A 19,476-nucleotide genomic window follows, 5' to 3' on the forward strand; every position below is an offset into this window, starting at 1 on the left:
AAAAAAGAAGCCGATCTCAGCTTCTCTTTGTTTTTAAAGGTTTCCTATCCTTTCAAGTTTCTCCGAACCTGCAAGACCATTGGGGTTACAACCAGGCTCTCCTTCAGGGACTTTCAGATTTTTTTCAGTATAAAATTCTTCCCAGAATGTATTCGTTTTTCCCGTTTTAGGATCAATAAAGGTCATAGGTTCCAATTTAAAAATATGATCTTCACGAAAGGCTCTTTCCACAAAATCCGAACAGTAATATGAATTTTCATCCAGAATGTAATTAAAATTATAAGGTTTTCCCAGCATGGCGTGTGCTTTTTTAACAGCTTCAGGAATGGCTTTCCGGTATTCCGGTTTTAAACGGTAAACAATTACTTGCTGTCCTTCTTCTTTCTGATCTTTTATAAAATCTTTTAAATCCTGTTTCTGGGAACCACCCTTAGGAGCAGCATGCAGGACATAAAAACGGCTATCTTCTTTTTCAAGAATTCCTATATGGTCAAATGAAGCAGACTTCTGTTTTTGAGTGACATTATTGATTGCCCCGGATAGTCCGGATTCTTTTGCGGTAACAAAAAGCAGATCTCCGTTTTTGAGCGGTACTGTTCCCGGAGAATTGCTGCTACACTGAGCCAATATGACCAATAAACAGAACCAAAATCCTGTAATTGTAATTTCTTTGATTTTTTTTCCTAGAGGCATTGTAAATTCTGACATCTGATTATACTTCGGAATCAAAATTACAAAATAGAATTCATTACATTTGTGGGAATATTGATGTATTCTTCCTATCAACCCAAACATTTTCAATATTCTCATGCCACATATTTTATTAGTTGAAGACGACGACAGACTTTCAAAATTGATTGCAAAAGGATTTCAGGAAGCTCAATTTGAGGTTACTGTGGCTTATGATGGAAATTCAGGAATGAAACTGGCCCTGCAGAATCATTTTGATCTGATTGTAACGGATATTGTATTGCCCAAAAAAGATGGACTTGAATTTTGCAATGAGATCAAAGCTTTAAAACCCGATCTTCCTGTCATTATGCTTACCGCGCTGGGAACTACTGATGATAAACTGGAAGGATTTGATGCCGGAGCGGATGATTACCTCACCAAGCCTTTTGAAATGCGGGAGTTGGTGGCAAGAATCAAAGTACTCCTGAAACGCTTTTCTCAACAGAGACATCAGAAGGTTTTGATACTGAGATATGACGGAATTGAAATGAATCTGGAACAGAAAACAGTAATCAGAGATCATATCCCGATCAAATTAACGCCCAAAGAGTTTAATCTTCTGAAATTTATGCTTGAAAATTCAGAAAGAGTTCTTTCCCGAAGTGAAATTGCTGAGAAAGTATGGGAAACCCATTTTGATACCGGAACCAATTTTATTGACGTCTATATCAATTACCTCCGGAAGAAAATTGACAAAGATTTTGAAGTTAAGCTTATTCACACCAAGGCCGGCATGGGATTTATTCTGAAGAAAAATTACGAGTCAGGCATTGGGCAATAATGACGGAAATAAACTAAAAATATTCGGATGAAAATCAGGACCCGGCTAACACTGCTTTTTACCTTAATCACTGCAATGCTTGTCAGTGTTTACAGTATTTCGATCTATTATTCATCCAGGGAAGCCAGAGAGAAATCGTTTTACAGCGAACTCCAGAACGAAGCCATCGCCAAAGCGGACCTTTTTTTCAGAAGTTCATTACCCGAGCAGGAAATGCATAAGCTTTATCAAAATAATACCAGAACACTGAATGAGGTTCAGGTAGCAATTTATGATAGCAATAAGCAATTGGTTTATCATGATGATGCCAGGGTAGATTATGTAAAGGAAACTCCTGAAATGCTTTCACAGATATTCCGGAAAAAAAGAATCACTTTCTTCTTAAATGATCTGCAGGTCATTGGAATGGTGTATCATTATGAAGGAAAATCTTATGCTGTAACAGCCGCTGCTTATGACAAATACGGATACGAATATCTTACGCATCTTTTAATCATCAGTATTATTTCCTTTTTCAGTATTCTGATCCTGATCTATCTGGCAGGAATATTTCTTTCCAAAAAAGCATTGAGGCCACTCAGTGAAATGGTAAGTCAGATCAAAAAGATTACCGCCGGAAAATTACAGCTGCGCCTGAAAACAACGAAAGAAAAGGATGAATTGAATGAACTGGCCCAAAACTTCAACGGAATGCTGGAGCGGCTTGAAAATTCTTTTGACTCTCAAAAGCATTTCGTAGCCAATATTTCACACGAACTGAGAACGCCTTTATCTGCTATTATTACAGAACTTGAACTGGCTTCAGAAAAGGACAAAACCAAAGAAGAATATCAGGAAACCATCCGATATGCGCTGGAAGATGCCCGAAATATGGCAGCGCTTTCCAATAGCTTAATGGATCTTGCCAAAGCGAGTTATGATCCCAATGAAATCAGTTTTGCTGAAGTACGCCTGGATGAAGTTCTTCTGGAATCTTATACCAAAACAATAAAAGAAAATTCAGGATATAAAGTTTCAATGAACATAGAAGACTCTGTAGAAGAACATCAGCTTATTATTCAGGGAAATGAATATCTTCTTAGGGTTGCTTTTAATAATCTCATTGACAACGCATGCAAATATTCCCCGGAACATACCTGCCTGATCGATGTGAGCGTTCATTCGAAAACTCTTACCATCACTTTCAGCAATACAGGAAATATTATTTTTAAAGAAGATTTACAGCATATTTTCAAGCCATTTTACAGAAGTGAAGCCTCACGGCAGAAAAAGGGACATGGAATAGGATTATTTCTTACGGAAAAAATCATTCATCTTCACCATGCAAAAATCAATGCAGTATCAGAATACAATGAGACTGTTTTCACCGTGATATTTGACATTACATAACCTTCTGGAAAAGCATCATCACTTTTTTTTGTTCTGATTACGGATATTGATGATAAAAACTATACTACTGATCACAAAAGGTATAATGTGTAAAAAATTTCTGAATAAAAGAGTTCCGGACTTTTTTTCTTCTGCAATACTTTGTATGCCTAAGCCAAAGAAAAAAAGTGAGATCAGAAGCAGAATAAGCTGTATTTTCCAATGTAATCTCATCTTGGGACAAAATCTTTTAATGATTAGATGCTCTGCTGAAAACAGTTGTTCCTATACTTGCAGCAATTACACAGGCAATAGAAATCCACTGTAAAAAAGATAATTTTTCAGCAAGGAAGACCAAGCCGGAAAGTGCAGCAAATGCAGGTTCCAGACTCATCAGAATACTGAAAGTTTTAGCCGGAAGTCTTTTCAAAGCCATAATTTCCAAAGAAAATGGTAAAGCACTCGAAAGAATCGCCACACCGAGACCTTTCACAAAAATGGTTGGAGTCAGGTTGAAAACAGCACCATCCCATATGGTAAAAGGAATAATCACCAGACTCGCGAATATCATTCCTGTTGTTACCGCATCCTTTCCGTCCATTATTTTAGAAACCTTACCTCCCATTATGATATAAACAGCCCAGAACATCCCTGCCAGAAAAGCCAATCCAAGACCTATCAAATCTACATGATCATTATGCCACGGTACGATCAGTAAAATTCCCGCACAAGCCAGCAAAGCCCATACTACGTCCAGCAGTTTACGGGATAAAGCCAGTGCAAGAAATAAAGGCCCCGCAAATTCTACAGTCACAGCCAGCCCCAATGGAATTCTTTGAATAGCCATATAAAAAATAAGATTCATTGCTGCCAGCCCGATTCCGTATATTGCACAATATTGCCACTTCTGTCTGTTAAATGTTAAAAATTTCGGACGGTTAATCAAAGTAAGCAGAACCGCTGAAAGTACAATCCTTAAAGTAACAGTACCAATAGCTCCTATAGCAGGAAAAAGCTGCTTCGCAATGGATGCTCCTCCCTGTACACAGATAATTGCTAAAAGCGTAGCCGGTATTGCTATATTTGATTTTTTCATGCCTAAAAATATATCGTTCAAAAGATTTTGGAAAGAAGTTTCCGGGATTAACAAACTCTTATTTTATACTGTAAACCGTGAAATTCATCATATAAAATAACTGCCATCAAATGTATTGATTTTTTACCTTTTGCAATGGGTACAGTTTTCACTTATTAATAAGACTTAATACATAAATATTTTAATTCTTTTCCTGATACTCTAAACAAGAAATTATTTTCTCTAATAATTTTCTAATCATATTCTAAAGCTTTTCTAACTGCATAAAACTTCAGCCCTTTTTACTTTTGCACAGTAAAAAATAAAGCATATGGACTCAGATCCTTACAGTAATTATCAATCTTAAAAGCTTTAGTTGTACCTACTTTTCCCGTACAGCTGAAAAGCTTTATAAAAACAGGAAAAGTTATGAATACCTTTGAATTCACCCTTCGTTTACTGACTGCATTCTGCCTGGGAGCCGGTATTGGCTTCGAAAGACAATGGCGTAAAAAGAATGCAGGTCTCCGTACCAACACACTTGTATGCATCGGCTCTGCAGCTTTCGTATTGATAGCCATCAGAATTGGTGGTGATGCAGCCGGAAGAATTACCTCATATATTGTCAGTGGAATCGGTTTTCTCGGTGGCGGTGTTATTATGAAAGACGGCCTTACCGTAAGAGGCCTCAATACGGCAGCCACATTATGGTGCTCTGCAGCCATAGGTGCTTTATGTGCTCTCGGATATCCTAAAGAAGCCCTTATTACAGTTTTCTTCATTGTCTCTACAAACATATTCCTGAGACCCACTCTATCCTCCAAAAAAGAAGCAAGGAGTAAAAAACTGCTCAACACCCGGAAAAACAATACAGAAAAAATAAAAATCAGCAACAGCACTCAATTGTTTTAAGAACATGAAAAGAATAATCTTAAGCAGTGTAATTCTCTTTGCAGTCTCCTGTAAGGATAATATACCTCAGCAAAAAAACGAACAGGAAATAATCATTCAGGATAATCAGGTCACAATACCGGAAAATAATCCTGTTTTCAAAAAAATTAAAACGCAGGCCGTTACAGAACAGGAACACAGTGACGGGATAATTTCAGCAGGAACAATTCAGGCCATTCCCAATCATTACGCGGAAATTGCCAGTCCTTTTTCCGGAAGAATTACCAAATCCTTTATTCAGCTTGGACAGAATGTTTCGGCCGGAAGCCCTCTTTTTGAAATCCTTTCTTCCGATTATTTTTCAGTTCAGAAAGATTATACAGATGCCCTGAATGATGCACAGCTTGCAGAAAAAAATTACAGACGCCAGCAGGACTTGGTCAAACACGGAGTCGGCATCCAGAAAGAACTGGACGAAGCGGAAACCGATCTTAAAAATAAAAGAACATCCCTTTCCAACGCTTCTTCAGCATTAAAAGTATATAACAGCAAAGGCGGAGGTATAGGAAGTCCGCTTGTGGTAAAAGCTCCCATTAACGGAGAAATTGTTTCCAACAGAATTGTAAACGGACAATATCTGAAAGGAGATGCAGATCCGGTAATGATTATCGCAGAATTATCCAAAGTCTGGATTTCCGGTGATGTGAAAGAAAAAGACATCCGCTTTGTCAGTATTGGTGATCAGGTTTCCGTAAAAGTAAGCGCCTATCCGGACAGAAACATTACCGGAAAAGTATATCATATCAATGAAATGGTGGATGAAGATACCCGAAGCATCAAAGTCCTTATTGAATGTGATAATCCGGACCGGAAACTAAAACCGGGTATGTTCGCTACCGTTAATTTTTCAACAGCTCCTGAAAAAGCTGTGATGATTCCTGTAACAGCCTTAATGCAGGAGGACAGCTCTCAATATGTATGGGTAAAAACCGGTAAAAACCAGTTTATCAAACGCTTTGTGACAACAGGAGAAACCGATCAGAAAACAGTAAGAATCACAGCAGGCTTAAAACCCGGAGAAATCATCATGAGTGAAGGCGGAATTTATATGCCGGATGTAAAATAATGTAAATGAAAAATTATGAAGAAATTATTGACACTCTCCATACAGAAGAGGTGGCTGATGCTTGCTCTCTTCCTTTTACTGGGATTCTTCGGATATTATTCCTGGACCAGATTATCCATAGAGGCCTATCCCGATATTGCAGATGTAACTTCCCAGGTGGTCACACAGGTTCCGGGACTGGCCGCTGAAGAAGTAGAACAGCAGATCACCATCCCTTTGGAAAGATCACTGAACGGACTTCCCGGAATGCATGTGATGAGAAGCAAAAGTACCTTTGGGCTTTCCATTATCACTATGGTTTTCGATGATGGAATTGATGATTACTGGGCCCGGCAGCGCATTCAGGAAAGGCTGACAGATGTAGAGCTTCCTTACAGTGCACAGCCCGGATTAGATCCCCTCACCTCTCCCATCGGCGAAGTGTACCGCTATATCATAGAAAGCAATAACCACAGTCTGCGTGAATTGACGGATTTACAAAAATTTGTCATTATTCCCCGCATCAAACAGGTTTCCGGAATTGCTGATGTTACCAACTTCGGAGGGATTACCACCCAGTTCCAGATCGAACTGGATCCTCATAAGCTTGAACAGTATGGGCTTTCTCTTTCAGAAGTAACTGAAACCATTTCCAAAAATAATGTAAGTGCCGGAGGAAGTATGCTTCCCCGCGGAAACCTGGCCTATGTGATCCGTGGGATAGGATTGGTAAAAGATTTAAATGACCTTGGGAAAATTGTAGTAAAAACCCAAAATGGCGTTCCTGTTTTTTTAAATGATGTAGGAACATTGAAATACGGAAACCTTGAGCGAAAAGGAATTCTTGGCTATACCGACCGGAAACGTAATTATTCTGAAAGTGTAGAAGGAATCGTTCTTTTACTAAGAGGGCAAAATCCCTCGCAAGTGCTGGCGGGTGTACATGAAGCCATTGAAGAACTTAATAAAGAAACGCTTCCTCCGGGTGTAAAAATCCATCCTTTTCTGGATCGGACAGATCTTGTAAAAACAACACTCACCACAGTTTCTCATACCCTTACCGAAGGAATTGTATTGGTTATTATTATTCTGATTGTATTTCTCGGAAGCTGGCGCGGAGCATTGCTGGTGGCGATTACCATTCCGCTTTCTTTATTGTTTGCATTTATATTAATGCATTTTACTGACATTCCGGCCAATCTGCTTTCACTGGGAGCTATTGATTTCGGAATTATCGTAGATGGAAGCATCGTTATGCTGGAAACCATTCTGAAAAAAAGGGAAGAAAATCCGGAAGAAGCACTGGAAGAAAAAACTATTACCCAAAGGGTGATTGAAGTAGCCAAGCCCATTTTCTTTTCAACAATTATTATCATCACCGCTTATCTGCCTTTGTTTGCTTTTGAACGGGTAGAGAAAAAACTGTTTACCCCCATGGCTTTTACTGTTGGATACGCTCTGCTGGGCGCGCTCGCTGTAGCATTACTTCTTATCCCGGGATTAGCGTATGTCATCTATCGCAAACCACAAAAAATCTATCATAATAAATGGTTGGAAAAACTTGCTGCTGCCTATGGAAAAAAAATAGAAAAAATAATGCAGGCTCCCAAAAGAGTTATTATTCCAATCATTATTATATTGATATCCTCCGGAATTCTGTCTTACACCGTAGGAAAAGATTTTCTTCCGGAGCTGGATGAAGGTTCTATCTGGCTGCAGGTACAGCTGCCTCCGGGAATATCCTTAGCAAAATCAAAAGAAATGAGTGATACCCTGCGGGCCCGTACCCTGAAACATTCCGAAATCACTTATATGATGGTACAGGCAGGCCGCAATGATGATGGCACAGATCCGTGGACAGCTTCTCATTTCGAGGTTTCTATTGGAATAAAACCTTACAGCGAATGGCCTTCCGGAAAAACAAAAGCAGACCTCATCAGAGAACTCGCGGCAGATTATAAAGACATGCCGGGATTCACGGTAGGCTTTTCACAACCTATGATTGACGGAGTGATGGATAAAATCTCCGGCGCTCACAGTGAACTGGTTGTAAAAGTATATGGAGAAGATTTTAAAGAAACCAGACGCATTGCAGAAGATGTTCTGTCTACCTTGAATAAAATCCCGGGATCAGCAGACCTTGCCATTGATCAGGAGCCGCCGTTACCTCAGCTGCAGATCATTGCGAACAGGGACAAAATTGCTCAATATGGTCTGAATGTAGCAGATGTTGCCGACCTTATTGAAGTGGCATTGGGAGGAAAAGCCATTTCCCAGATCTTTATCGGCAATAAAGTGTATGATATTTCCTGTCGTTACACGGAAGACAGCCGCGATACTCCGGATAAAATCGGAAACCTGATGCTGACCTCAGCTTCCGGAGCCAAAATCCCATTGTCACAGGTAGCAGAAGTGAAACTGAGTACCGGAGAAAGCACGATTACCCGAGAAATGAACAAACGTCATCTTACGGTAAAGCTTAATCTGAGAGGTACCGATCTTTCATCTTTCCTGAAAAACGCTCAGAATAAAATTGAAAAAGACATTAAATACGACCACGAGAAATACCAGATCAAATGGGGTGGCCAGTTTGAAAATCAAAACAGGGCTTATTCAAGACTTGCATTTATTGTTCCACTCGCACTGGCCATTATGTTTCTTTTGTTATATGGTGCATTTGGAGATTTCAGACAAGCTTTGGTTCTGATGTCTATTGTACCATTGGCATTATTTGGCGGAATGCTGGCACTCAATATCCGGGGAATGTCTCTGAATGTCTCTTCAGCTGTAGGATTCATCGCTTTATTTGGAGTTGCCATCCAGAACGGAGTGATCATGATTTCTCACATCAACGATCTGCGTAAGAAAGGATATGAACTGAAAAAGGCTGCCGTCAAAGGGGCAAAAGACCGTTTCAGGCCTGTATTAATGACTGCAACGGTTGCTATAATCGGATTGTTACCTGCATCATTGGCTACAGGAATCGGTTCAGATGTACAGCGTCCACTGGCAACTGTCATTGTTTACGGGCTGATGTTCTCCACTGTTTTAACCCTATTTGTACTGCCGGCGATTTATTTTATGGCTGAATGCAGAAACAAAAAACAAAATTTAGAATCAGATGAAAATTAGAGTTCACTTTATCATAGTATCCATTGTATTGCTCAGCATCACAAGTGTAAAAGCACAGGAAAAAGAGCTTTTGTCATTTGGAGAATACCTGAGTCTTGTCGGAAGTAAAAATTTAGGTTATGCTTCTCAGAAATACAATGTAAGTATGGCTGAAGCTGCTATCCGGACCGCCAATATGTTTCCTGATCCTCAATTGGAAATGGAAACCACCAATAATGGTGTGAATCAAAATATGGGTTATGTTTACGGGGCATCAATTGGCTGGACACTTGAGCTTGGCGGTAAAAGAAAAGCCAGGGTAAATCTGGCCAGAAACCAATCTGAGCTTAGCAAACTGCAATTGCAGGATTTCTTCAGGAACCTTCGTGCAGATGCCAGCTTAGGGTATATCAATGCATTAAAATCCAAAGCATTGCTTGAAGTACAACAGGATTCTTATAAAAACATGCAGCAGCTTGCAAAGTCCGACAGTATTCGCTACAGGTTGGGAACCATATCACTCGTGACTTCCAAACAAAGTAAGCTGGAAGCAGCTTCTCTCCTCAACGAAGTATATCAGGCTGAAAGTGAAGAACAGCAGGCTCTCACCAGTTTATCTGTATTTCTGGGAGACAGCAAAATTATGGACAGAGAGGTTAGCGGAAATTTAAATGCTTTCAACAGGGATTTCAGTATTGATGACCTGATTCTTCAGGCATTGAATGAAAGAGCAGATTTACTGGCCGCCAGACAAAATACAGAAGTTACCAGAAGCCTGATCAGTCTTGAAAAAGCCAACCGTGTCATAGACCTTGGCATCAGTGCAGGAGCAGAACGCCACACAGAAGCCATTAACGAAATTGCACCCTCTCCCACTGTAAATGCTGTAAAAATGGGCATTAGCATTCCCCTGAAATTTTCCAACAAAAGAAATGCAGGGGTAAAAATAGCAGAAATGGCATCTTCACAGGCAGAAATTGAATATAAACAGACCGAACAAGCCATAAGAGCTGAAGTAATGCAGGCTTATCAACAGTATGTGGCAACCCAGAAACAGCTCAGACAATTCCACAATGGAATGCTTGCAGAAGCACAAACCATTCTGGAAGGAATTATTTACAGCTATAAAAGAGGAGAAAGTTCTATCCTTGAAGTTCTGAATGCCCAGAGAACCTATAATAATGTAAGGAAAGACTATTATCAGGTTCTTGCTGATAATGCATCTGCTTTAATTGAACTTGAGCGTAAAGCAGGAATCTGGGATATTCATTTTTAGCTGGAGGATGGAAACTGGAGAGTGGAAGTTCCGGAAGCCGATGAATACATGCCCACCATTTAATTAAACTTTTTTAATCCTACAAGACATACCCACCAAACGACAAACATTGATTCTAAAAACACAACTATAACTTCCAGCTTCAAACTTCAAGCTTTCAGCGCAAAAAAGAACCCTGATATCTATTTGATTTCAGGGTTCTTTTTTATTTCTTATACTGCGACTCATAAATTCCGATCCAGTCGTCGGGAGTCATTTTCTTACTAAGCTCAGCGACCAGTTCAAAAGGGATATCTTCTGCTTTTTTAAAGCGGATACAGGATTTACCCATGTCCAGCTTCTTTTTGGAATGTTTTGGATATTCTGCCACAAACCAATCAAGAAGTTCCGGTTTTGAATAAAGTCCCATATGATATAGTGCTATAAAATTCTTCTGGGAAGCCAGATTAATGAATGGCAGCGGGGTCCCGGGTGCACAGTGATATCCTGCAGGAAATGTTGCCAAAGGAACTACCCAGCCGATCATCCCATAATTTGTAGCTTCTTCGAAACCTTTGGGAAGATTGTCATTCACTGTATCAAAAAGTTTTTTAAAAGCCTCTTGCCTTTCTTCAGGAATTTTTGAGATATAATCTTCTACGGAAACTGACTGAATCTGCATATTTTAATTTTTTCTAAAATACAATTATTTTATAAAATTATATACATTGAACATCTGAACATCTTTACCACTCTTTTGAAGGAACATCATTTTATTAACATTCGGAACATATTGAATCATATTTCCATCTGCAAAGCCATAGTTCTGGAAAAAGTTTCTTCCTTTATAATCAAGGCTTACTTCCTGAGGTTTCAGATTGGCGAAATCAAAGACTTTCATAGAAAATCCTGTATTCCCGAATGCTCCTTTTGGATAGAAAGCAGAAATATAAAGTTTATCTCCGGCTTCAACCACATGAATTCTTTTTCCTGTAGAAGTTCCCGCAGCCACAAACTGCTTTACTTCTCCTTCTTTATTGAATTTGATCAGCATTCCCGCATCCAATGAATACACAGGATCTGGGAAACGGTTCATTGCCGTCGGCATCGGTCTTGTCACCGTTTCCTGCTGTACAGCCATTAAAGTTTCATCTCCTTTTACAATCGTTTTGATGACCTTCACATCACTCATATCTTTGCTTCCGGCTAAATTGGTATTGCTGATTACTGCTTTTCCGGACTTCATATCATAAAACATTATTGTTCCAAACGTACTTGCACCAATGGTAACCGCAGCGTTTTTTCTTCCAAATGTCACCAGATAATCGCTGTCATTTTTACTGAATGCATATAATTTTTCAGGAATATATTTATCATCAAACGGAAGGTCTTTATCTTCAGTATTCGAAACAAGTTCCAGCTTATAGGATTCCTTCCATCCTGCAGCTTTTCTCAGTACAACAATCTTCGCTGAGTTAGTCAGTGTTAAAGACTTTTCGACATAATCATTGCTTAATGTGATCTCTTTGTTCCAAACCGGAGAAAGTGTTCTCAGATCCAGGACCAGAACATCATTCACGTTATCTGTTTTTTTGTTGGCATATCTGTCATTGAAGATCGCTGCATATTTACCATTTTCCGAAAAAAGAACATAAGTGGTTCCTGATTTGTTGGTAGATTCGATGCTGTATTTTGCAATGCTTTTGGTGGTAAATGTGCCTTCTTTTTTACTGAAAACATGCTGAAATACCTCCTTTCTGTTTTCTTTCCCGAAATACTCTTCAGTAAATGCAATAAATTTGTCATCATCAATCTGCTGTGAGCCAAGGTAGTTGTGGAGGACACCATTTGTTTTGTTGGCATAATCTTTCACATATGTATCCACAAGGCTTCCGTTCTGATCCAGTTTTCTCATCAGTAATTTCTTATGCGGGAAAACATTTCTCATCAGGCCGTCAATATTGATGGCGCTGAACATATATGAGTTGTAATCATCTGCCAGTACCAGTTTATCATCCGTTTCAAGATTGGCGTCCACTGTGAACTTTGTTCCTTCAGTCACTTTTGTCTGTGCATAATTGTACACAGAAGCGGTTATTAATGCCGAAGCAATAATCTGTTTAATCATATTGTTTTCTTTAGTTATTATAAATTTTTTCTTCCAATCTTTTCAGTTCAAGATTGGCATCGTAGGATAATTTGATATCTACTAAATGTTCCTGCAACTCATTTAAATATTTCTCTGCTTCCTGGTAATTACCTAAAGCAATATTCAATCTGATCAGGTTAAAATAAAGGTATTCGCCGATCTTTTGGTTGTAAACAGCCTTTTTGTCATTGTAATTCACTTTTGTCAAAGCGGTTTTCCAGAGATCAATTCCTTTCTGCATGTTTTCCATGGCTACTTTATTCGGGGCGTAGTCTGATTTTGCCTGAAGTTTTTTCAGATTGGTCGTCACGTAGATGTATGCTTTTTCCAGATCATCATATTCTCCTTTGTTCTTTACCGTCGCCAGAGTTACCGTGGAATTGATTGTCTGATAACCGAAATTTTCATTAATAATATTCCTTGTACGGTCCATCGTTCTCTGAAGATATCTTTTTTCCTGGGCATTCAAATTGATTTCATTAGTCGGAACACTTGCTACTTCAGTAAAATCTGAGAAATAGGTTTTATCCAGCTTTACCGCACCGCCTTGTTTGGCAACGATCCTTGTAGGCTGATTGGCAAAAGTTTTTCCCTGGTTATCCTGGAAGGTTGTTCTTTCCATTTCAATAACGATGTCAAGATAATTTCCGCCTTTTGAAAAACCTGTCACATCCATTTGTGACGCCAGAATTTTGTTATCAACGATAAGGGCGTCTCTCAGATCAGGCTGTTGGTAAACCGGCATTGGAGGAATATTCAGGATTGGCCTTGAAGGTAATCTCAACATAGGAGCTCCGTTGGTTGCAGCAATTTTCTCAACTGCAGATAATTTATTGTATTCTGCTGATTCCAGCTTGTATTTCTCCTGTAGTTTTTTTACCTCAGCATCATAGTCTTTTAATCTTTCCTGATGTTCGTACTTGGCATTTTCAACATTCGTCTGATAATTGTCCACCTTCCTTTGATAATCTTCTTTTGAAATTCTTATCACATCATCTTTTGTAATATTATAGGGAGATTTTACGGTAATCGTGTAATTTCTGTTGGAAAGGTCTGTAGGAAAAACCGGTTCTTTCAAAAGCTGGAAGCTGATTATTTCTTTATCAATTCGCTGAGCCCGGGAGAATCCGGAACATAATATGGGCAGTAAAAAAAGGAGTTTAAATCTATTCATGGTTGTTATAGTTTTCGGCACAAATGTATAATAATTTTATGAACATTTCCGATAATAATTTTTTCCAGTTATTATGTGAAAAGGCCATTAAAAAGGCAGCCACACGAATGCAACTGCCTACAGAAATTATTAACTCAAAAAATTTTATTTCTTAATGGCTTTTACTGTTGATTTCGAGCCATCTTTAAAGTTCATTGTCACTAAATATAAACCAGCATTTAAATCTCCTAACTGAAGTTCTGTAGTTGGATTATCAATAGTTTTCACCACTCTTCCTGCTACATCCGTAACGGTTACAGATTTAACATTTTTGATATCCGCAACATGCAGAACATCTTTGAAAGGATTAGGATATACATTGATTTCTTTTTTCTTAACAGACGTTTCAGCCGTGCTTAAATTAGACTGTGTAAGGGAGAAATCATCAAATCCCATATAATATGGCGCCGTTGTTGTATTCAAAGCTTTAATTCCAAATGAATAATCGCCGGTAGTCGTTGGGGTATATGAAACAGTAACCTTAGTATATTCGGTGCTGTTACCTCCTCCTGTTGCTGTTTGATCAGAAGTGATAAATGTCGTTAAACTGGTTGCACCGGCCGCTGTTTGTCCGTTGTTTACCAATACTTCATTTTGCCAGCCTGCATAGCCGTCTCCTACCCAGTAGAATGAGAATTCATATGAAGTTCCTGCAGTTAAAGTAAATGTAGGTGTCCATAAATAAGCGGCATTGCTATATGGATAATAGATCGTCAGATAATTCGGAGCAGATTTAGGATCATTATAAGCTTGCTGGGAAGCATTGGCTGAAGTAAAGTTATAGCTGGATGAACTTCCTCCCGGATTTTGTTTCCAGCACCCTGGAACGATAGCAGAGCCTATATTCGTCATCGCATCAAAATTTTCACTCCAAGGCAGTGTAGTTATCGGAAGACAAGTAGTTGTGAATGATACAGGAACTTCAGTCCAGATGCTTTTATCAGTTGCGCTGCAGCTAGATCTCACCCATGCATAATAGGTTGTAGATGGCTGCAATGTGCTTATCGGTGCAGAAGTTGTTGTAGATGTTACAGAGTTTGCTGCATTCAAAACAGTGGAAGCATCAGGTGCGGTATTGCTTGTACTGTAATACACCTCATATCCGCCCGCAGGAGCTGAAGATGGGGCTGTCCATCCGATTGTTGCTGAATTTGAATTCACGTTGGATGATGTAACGGCAGTCGGCTCAAAGCAGGAAGGAATATTCTGAACAGAAATATTATCAATATAAATAGAACGCCCGGTACCTCCCATACCATGCTTAAATGCTAACTGCAAATCAGAACCCGCAGGAATATTAACCGTATATTGCGTGTGGGTAGTTGTCAAAGTAATAGGAGAACCAATTGGGGTAAAAGAAGCAGGGTCTGCAGGATTAGATAGAGTACCTATTAATAAAGGAGTCCCTGTTGTTCCTGTTTTTGCATAGAATCTCACACGTTTCGTTCCGTCTGAAAGGTTGATCGTTGGAGGAGCAACCAACATCTGACTTCCTGTAGTAGCGGTTGAATTATATAGATAATAAGCATTAGGTGCCGAATAGTTATTTGTTGTAGTCACATATCCATAGCCTGCAAATGATGCACTTTCCAGATATGCCCAACAGCTTGGAGCGTTGTTGTTGGTACTCGAACCGGTACTGGTTGTATCAAAGTTTTCTGTATATGGGACAGTGAAAGTAGAGCAGGCTGTTTTAAATGTTCCTGCAAAAGACCATGCGCTTTGGCCGGTTGCAGTATTACAGTTGGATCTTACCCAATAATAATAAGTCGTATTGGAATTAAGACTTCCTATTGTTGTACTTGTTCCCGTTACACCTGGATAAGTAGGTGTCACAGAGCTCGAAGGTATTGTATTTGAAGTACTGTGGTAAACATCATAGCTGGCTGCATTACCTGTCCATGAAACTAAAGCAGAGTTGGCTGTAATTCCTGAAACTGCCTGTAATACAGGAGGCATACAATCTGAATAAGCATCCACTGAAAAAGCAAAAATATTCGGGATACCTGAACCACTTGCTTTGGTTACCGTTACACTTTGTATCAGCTTCGCCTGGTTTGCTGCGTCTATTGCCAATTCAGCCTGATATAATCTTGGATTGGTTCCACCTTCAGGTGAAGGAACATCATCACCGGATGCAGGAGTAGCCCCCGGTTTTTTAATCCTTCCTATTCCCTGTATGGCAAAACTAGATCCATTATACCAGTCAGCAAGACTGATACTTGAAAACGTCTGGGAACTGCCATCGGTAAAATTCACCACTACACTTACCGTTGAAGTACCACTTCCGCTTACGGCAAGCATATAAAGCTTGGTAGCAGCTTTCGGTGCCGTAAATGTCAGGGTTCCGTTATCATTAATTGCAGCCAGCCTTAAAGAATTGTTGGCATTCAGACCTGCCAGCTGAAAGCTCAATCCCGGAGTGGTTGCCACCACAGAATTAATAACTCCGTCCACAGGTATACCATACGTAATGGCAGGACTTGTGGAAGTCAGCTGAAAATCTTTGGCTACAAAAGCGTAAGAAACTCCGTCTACATCATTGTTTGTAGTAACTGATGAAGAACCTATGCCGTTCGCAATTACATCAGCCGTAAAGCCTGAGGAAACCGGCATAGTTTGATAATTCTGAGCCATCATTGCAGAGGCTGAAAACAGAGCGATAGCAGGTACCACTCTAGAAAATAAATTTATTGCCATTTTAATCACATTTACAGCGAAATTAACAAAAAATAACAATACAAAAATATTATTTTTAACAAAATCATAACATTTATTTAAAACACATAGGAAATCCATATCAAAAACCACTATAATAACTGAATTTTTCGAAGAATATAAAAGTTCAGGAATATTTTCTTATTGGCTCATAATTTTATTATTGAGAAATTAAATCCTATTTTTGTCATACAAATTTTTTGAACAATGCCGAATATTTCAAACAGAGCACTGCATATGCCGCCATCGCCGGTAAGAAAACTGGTTCCCTTTGCTTTACAAGCAAAACAGAAAGGAATAAAAGTATATCACCTTAATATCGGACAGCCTGATATTGAAACTCCGGAAACAGCTTTAAATGCTTTAAAAAATATCGATTTAAAAGTATTGGAATATGCGCTTTCTGAAGGTAATATCGAATACAGAAAAGCCCTTACTGAATACTATCATTCATTAGGTTTCTCAGATCTTACTCCTGATAACTTTATTGTTACCAACGGAGGTTCTGAAGCTCTTAACTTTGCCATCTCTACTTTATGTGACGAAGGTGATGAAGTGATTATCCCTGAGCCTTATTATGCCAACTACAATGGATTTACCAGCACATTTGATGTAAACGTAGTAGCTGTACCTTCTACTATTGATACAGGTTTTGCTTTACCTCCTGTAGAGGAATTTGAGAAAAAAATTACAGAAAAAACAAGAGCAATCATTATCTGCAACCCTGGAAATCCTACCGGATATCTTTATACCCGTGAAGAACTTCAGAAACTGGCAGAAATTGCTTTAAAATACGATATTGTAATTATTTCTGATGAAGTATACAGAGAATATGTATATGATGGAAAGCAGCAGATCTCAATGCTTGAGTTCCCGGAATTAGCTGAAAACTGTATCATTATTGATTCTGAATCCAAGCGTTATTCAATGTGTGGAGTAAGAATAGGATGTATGGTTACCCGTTCCAGCAAAATCCGTAATGCGGCTATGCTTTTTGCCCAGGCAAGACTAAGCCCTGTTCTTTTGGGACAGATTGCAGCAACAGCCGCACACCAGAACGACGGTCCTTATATCAGAGCGGTAAGAGAAGAATATACCCACAGAAGAAATGTATTGGTAGATCTTTTAAATGCGATTCCTGGCGTGATCTGTCCTAAGCCAAGAGGAGCTTTCTACTGCGTTGCTGAACTTCCGGTAGATGATACTGAAAAATTTGCACAGTGGCTGCTTGAAAAATATTCTCTTAATAATGAAACCATCATGGTTGCACCTGCAGGAGGATTCTACAGCAATCCTGAATTAGGAAAAAAGCAGGTAAGAATTGCCTACGTTTTGAAAGAAGAAGATTTAAAAAGAAGTGCTGAAATTCTTAAAGAAGCTTTAAAGAAGTACAGAGAAGAATTCAGCCTGTAAAGTATAACTTATGCCGACAACAAAAAAACGCTATCTGAAAATCCTGTTTTCGATTCTTTTGCTGTCGGCATTCTTTTCCTGTGATTCAAAAAAAGCAGAACCATCTGATTCCCATAAAAACCCGTACGAAATTACATTTGTCAGTGTATCGGAAATCGGAGGAAACCTCGGAAGTTACAGAATTATCAAAGCCACAGAAGATTCTGTTTTTGCTGAAAAAGGGATGACAGCCAATCAAACTCATAAAAAATGGTCATCTGCCATTAATCCGGAAATATGGAAAAAGCTTATATCATCAGTCAAAATCACAGATCTTGACTACATAAAAAGCTCTCCAAGCCAACAGTCTGTGGATGGGACAGATGAAACGTTCCAGATCCGGACTCCCAAAAAATCACATATCTATGTGAACGCTTATTCAGACACGTTACATTACAAGCAGTTACAACAACTTAAAGAACAATTAGACAAAATTCTCCCAAAAGAATACCAATAAAACATGCAGGAAAATTTTTCATTAAAGCCTTATAACACATTTGGTGTTGATGCCCGGGCCCGGTATTTTACTGAAGTCAATACGATTGATGAATTAAAAGAGGCGCTTATTTTCGCAAAAAACCAATCTCTTCAGCTTCTGTTTTTAGGAGGCGGAAGCAATATTTTACTGACTAAAGACTTTGAAGGTCTTGCCATCAGATTAAATTTAAAAGGAATTTCGGAGGAAAGCATCAATGAAAATGAAGTATGGGTAACCGCAAAAGCAGGTGAAAACTGGCATGAATTTGTGATGTATTGCCTGGAAAAGAATTACGGCGGACTGGAAAATCTTTCATTGATTCCCGGAAATGTGGGTACTTCTCCAATGCAGAATATTGGAGCTTACGGAACAGAAATAAAAGACATTTTTGTCAGCTGTCAGGTATTGGATCTGGAGAATTCTGAGCTTACAACTTTCAATCTTGAACAATGCAGGTTTGGTTACAGAGACTCTGTTTTCAAACAGGAAGGGAAAGGCAGATATGTTATTCTGGAGGTAACTTTTAATCTCACCCAAAAAAATCACCATATCAAAACGGAATATGGTGCCATCCAATCCGAACTGGAAAACCTTGGCATTGAAAATCCAACTATTCAGGATGTTTCCAGGGCAGTCATCAATATCAGACAAAGTAAATTGCCGGATCCTAAAGAAATCGGGAATGCCGGAAGCTTTTTCAAAAACCCAACGATTCCTCTGGCCCAATTTGAAGCATTGAAACAAAAATTTGAAAATATCCAGGGCTATCCAAACGGAGATATGGTAAAAGTTCCTGCCGGATGGCTGATTGAGCAATGTGGATGGAAGGGAAAACAGATCGGGAATGTTGCTTCACACAAATTACAATCTCTCGTGATCATCAATGCAACCGGAAACGCTACAGGAAAAGAGATTTTTGATTTTTCTACGGAAATTATCAATTCTGTAAAGGAGAAGTTCGGGATAGAGCTTGAGCGGGAAGTAAATATTATTTAAAATACATAAGGCTGATTCATATGATTTCAGCCTTTTTTATTCTTAATTATCTGTGTCGAATATTTTTAAGCACCAGGGATTTTATCTCCAATGCAATTTACTACTGCGTATTTTATGCAATATATTTTTGCACGGATTTCGCAGATAGCACA

The 19,476-nt window shown here is 39.0% G+C and carries 15 protein-coding genes; 9 read left to right on the forward strand and 6 right to left on the reverse strand.

All coding sequences use genetic code 11. The annotated features are described in order from the left end of the window. Positions 1-33: 33 nt before the first annotated feature. On the reverse strand, positions 34-810 hold the full coding sequence (locus EL165_RS11945) for a YiiX/YebB-like N1pC/P60 family cysteine hydrolase (RefSeq protein WP_002976778.1): 777 nt from the start codon (positions 808-810) through the stop codon (positions 34-36). Between EL165_RS11945 and EL165_RS11950 the strand changes: the two genes are divergently transcribed. Further along, on the forward strand, positions 809-1,513 hold the full coding sequence (locus tag EL165_RS11950; protein ID WP_002976777.1) for a response regulator transcription factor: 705 nt from the start codon (positions 809-811) through the stop codon (positions 1,511-1,513). The two genes, EL165_RS11945 and EL165_RS11950, sit on opposite strands and share 2 nt — an antisense overlap. Before the next feature lie 27 nt (positions 1,514-1,540). Continuing rightward, positions 1,541-2,902 carry an ATP-binding protein gene (locus EL165_RS11955; protein WP_002976776.1) on the forward strand — a complete coding sequence of 454 codons (1,362 nt, stop codon included), beginning with the start codon at positions 1,541-1,543 and terminating at the stop codon, positions 2,900-2,902. A 229-nt stretch (positions 2,903-3,131) separates the two neighbouring features. On the opposite strand, the gene EL165_RS11960 is transcribed toward EL165_RS11955, so the two are convergent. Continuing rightward, a complete protein-coding gene (locus EL165_RS11960; RefSeq protein WP_041461396.1) occupies positions 3,132-3,977 on the reverse strand; it encodes an EamA family transporter in 846 nt (281 codons plus the stop codon). A gap of 408 nt (positions 3,978-4,385) precedes the next feature. On the opposite strand from EL165_RS11960, the gene EL165_RS11965 reads away from it, so the two are divergent. The 4 genes from EL165_RS11965 to EL165_RS11980 are packed head-to-tail and all read left to right on the forward strand — an operon-like array spanning position 4,386 to position 10,339. Next, complete coding sequence (locus EL165_RS11965; RefSeq protein ID WP_002976772.1) at positions 4,386-4,868, forward strand: MgtC/SapB family protein; 483 nt, start codon at positions 4,386-4,388, stop codon at positions 4,866-4,868. Between the two features lie 4 nt (positions 4,869-4,872). Continuing rightward, positions 4,873-5,973 carry an efflux RND transporter periplasmic adaptor subunit gene (locus EL165_RS11970; protein WP_002976771.1) on the forward strand — a complete coding sequence of 367 codons (1,101 nt, stop codon included), beginning with the start codon at positions 4,873-4,875 and terminating at the stop codon, positions 5,971-5,973. 15 nt (positions 5,974-5,988) lie between these two features. Further along, a complete protein-coding gene (locus tag EL165_RS11975; protein ID WP_002976770.1) occupies positions 5,989-9,084 on the forward strand; it encodes an efflux RND transporter permease subunit in 3,096 nt (1,031 codons plus the stop codon). Beyond that, on the forward strand, positions 9,074-10,339 hold the full coding sequence (locus EL165_RS11980; protein WP_002976769.1) for a TolC family protein: 1,266 nt from the start codon (positions 9,074-9,076) through the stop codon (positions 10,337-10,339). Before EL165_RS11975 ends, EL165_RS11980 begins: the two co-directional genes overlap by 11 nt. A 205-nt stretch (positions 10,340-10,544) precedes the next feature. On the opposite strand, the gene EL165_RS11985 is transcribed toward EL165_RS11980, so the two are convergent. The 4 genes from EL165_RS11985 to EL165_RS12000 all read right to left on the reverse strand — a co-directional run bounded on the left by EL165_RS11985 (position 10,545) and on the right by EL165_RS12000 (position 16,380). Continuing rightward, positions 10,545-11,000 carry a DUF1801 domain-containing protein gene (locus tag EL165_RS11985; protein WP_002976768.1) on the reverse strand — a complete coding sequence of 152 codons (456 nt, stop codon included), beginning with the start codon at positions 10,998-11,000 and terminating at the stop codon, positions 10,545-10,547. Positions 11,001-11,024: 24 nt separating this feature from the next. After that, the gene (locus EL165_RS11990) at positions 11,025-12,446 is read right to left on the reverse strand and encodes a hypothetical protein (RefSeq protein WP_002976767.1); all 1,422 of its coding nucleotides are present in this window, start codon (positions 12,444-12,446) and stop codon (positions 11,025-11,027) included. 10 nt (positions 12,447-12,456) lie between these two features. Next, a complete protein-coding gene (locus EL165_RS11995) occupies positions 12,457-13,641 on the reverse strand; it encodes a hypothetical protein (protein WP_002976766.1) in 1,185 nt (394 codons plus the stop codon). Positions 13,642-13,785: 144 nt separating this feature from the next. Beyond that, positions 13,786-16,380: a fibronectin type III domain-containing protein gene (locus tag EL165_RS12000; protein ID WP_164720336.1), complete on the reverse strand. Its 2,595-nt coding sequence runs from the start codon at positions 16,378-16,380 to the stop codon at positions 13,786-13,788. Between the two features lie 225 nt (positions 16,381-16,605). On the opposite strand from EL165_RS12000, the gene EL165_RS12005 reads away from it, so the two are divergent. From EL165_RS12005 to murB, 3 genes are read left to right on the forward strand one after another with little or no spacing between them, the layout of a single operon-like run. Further along, positions 16,606-17,811 carry a pyridoxal phosphate-dependent aminotransferase gene (locus tag EL165_RS12005; RefSeq protein ID WP_002976764.1) on the forward strand — a complete coding sequence of 402 codons (1,206 nt, stop codon included), beginning with the start codon at positions 16,606-16,608 and terminating at the stop codon, positions 17,809-17,811. 10 nt (positions 17,812-17,821) lie between these two features. Continuing rightward, the gene (locus EL165_RS12010) at positions 17,822-18,307 is read left to right on the forward strand and encodes a hypothetical protein (protein ID WP_002976763.1); all 486 of its coding nucleotides are present in this window, start codon (positions 17,822-17,824) and stop codon (positions 18,305-18,307) included. Between the two features lie 3 nt (positions 18,308-18,310). Further along, positions 18,311-19,324, forward strand: coding sequence for a UDP-N-acetylmuramate dehydrogenase (gene murB, locus EL165_RS12015; RefSeq protein ID WP_002976762.1), 1,014 nt, complete (start codon positions 18,311-18,313; stop codon positions 19,322-19,324). The last annotated feature ends 152 nt before the right edge of the window (positions 19,325-19,476 follow it).

Origin of the sequence: Chryseobacterium gleum (assembly GCF_900636535.1) — a bacterium.
Lineage (GTDB): Bacteria > Bacteroidota > Bacteroidia > Flavobacteriales > Weeksellaceae > Chryseobacterium > Chryseobacterium gleum.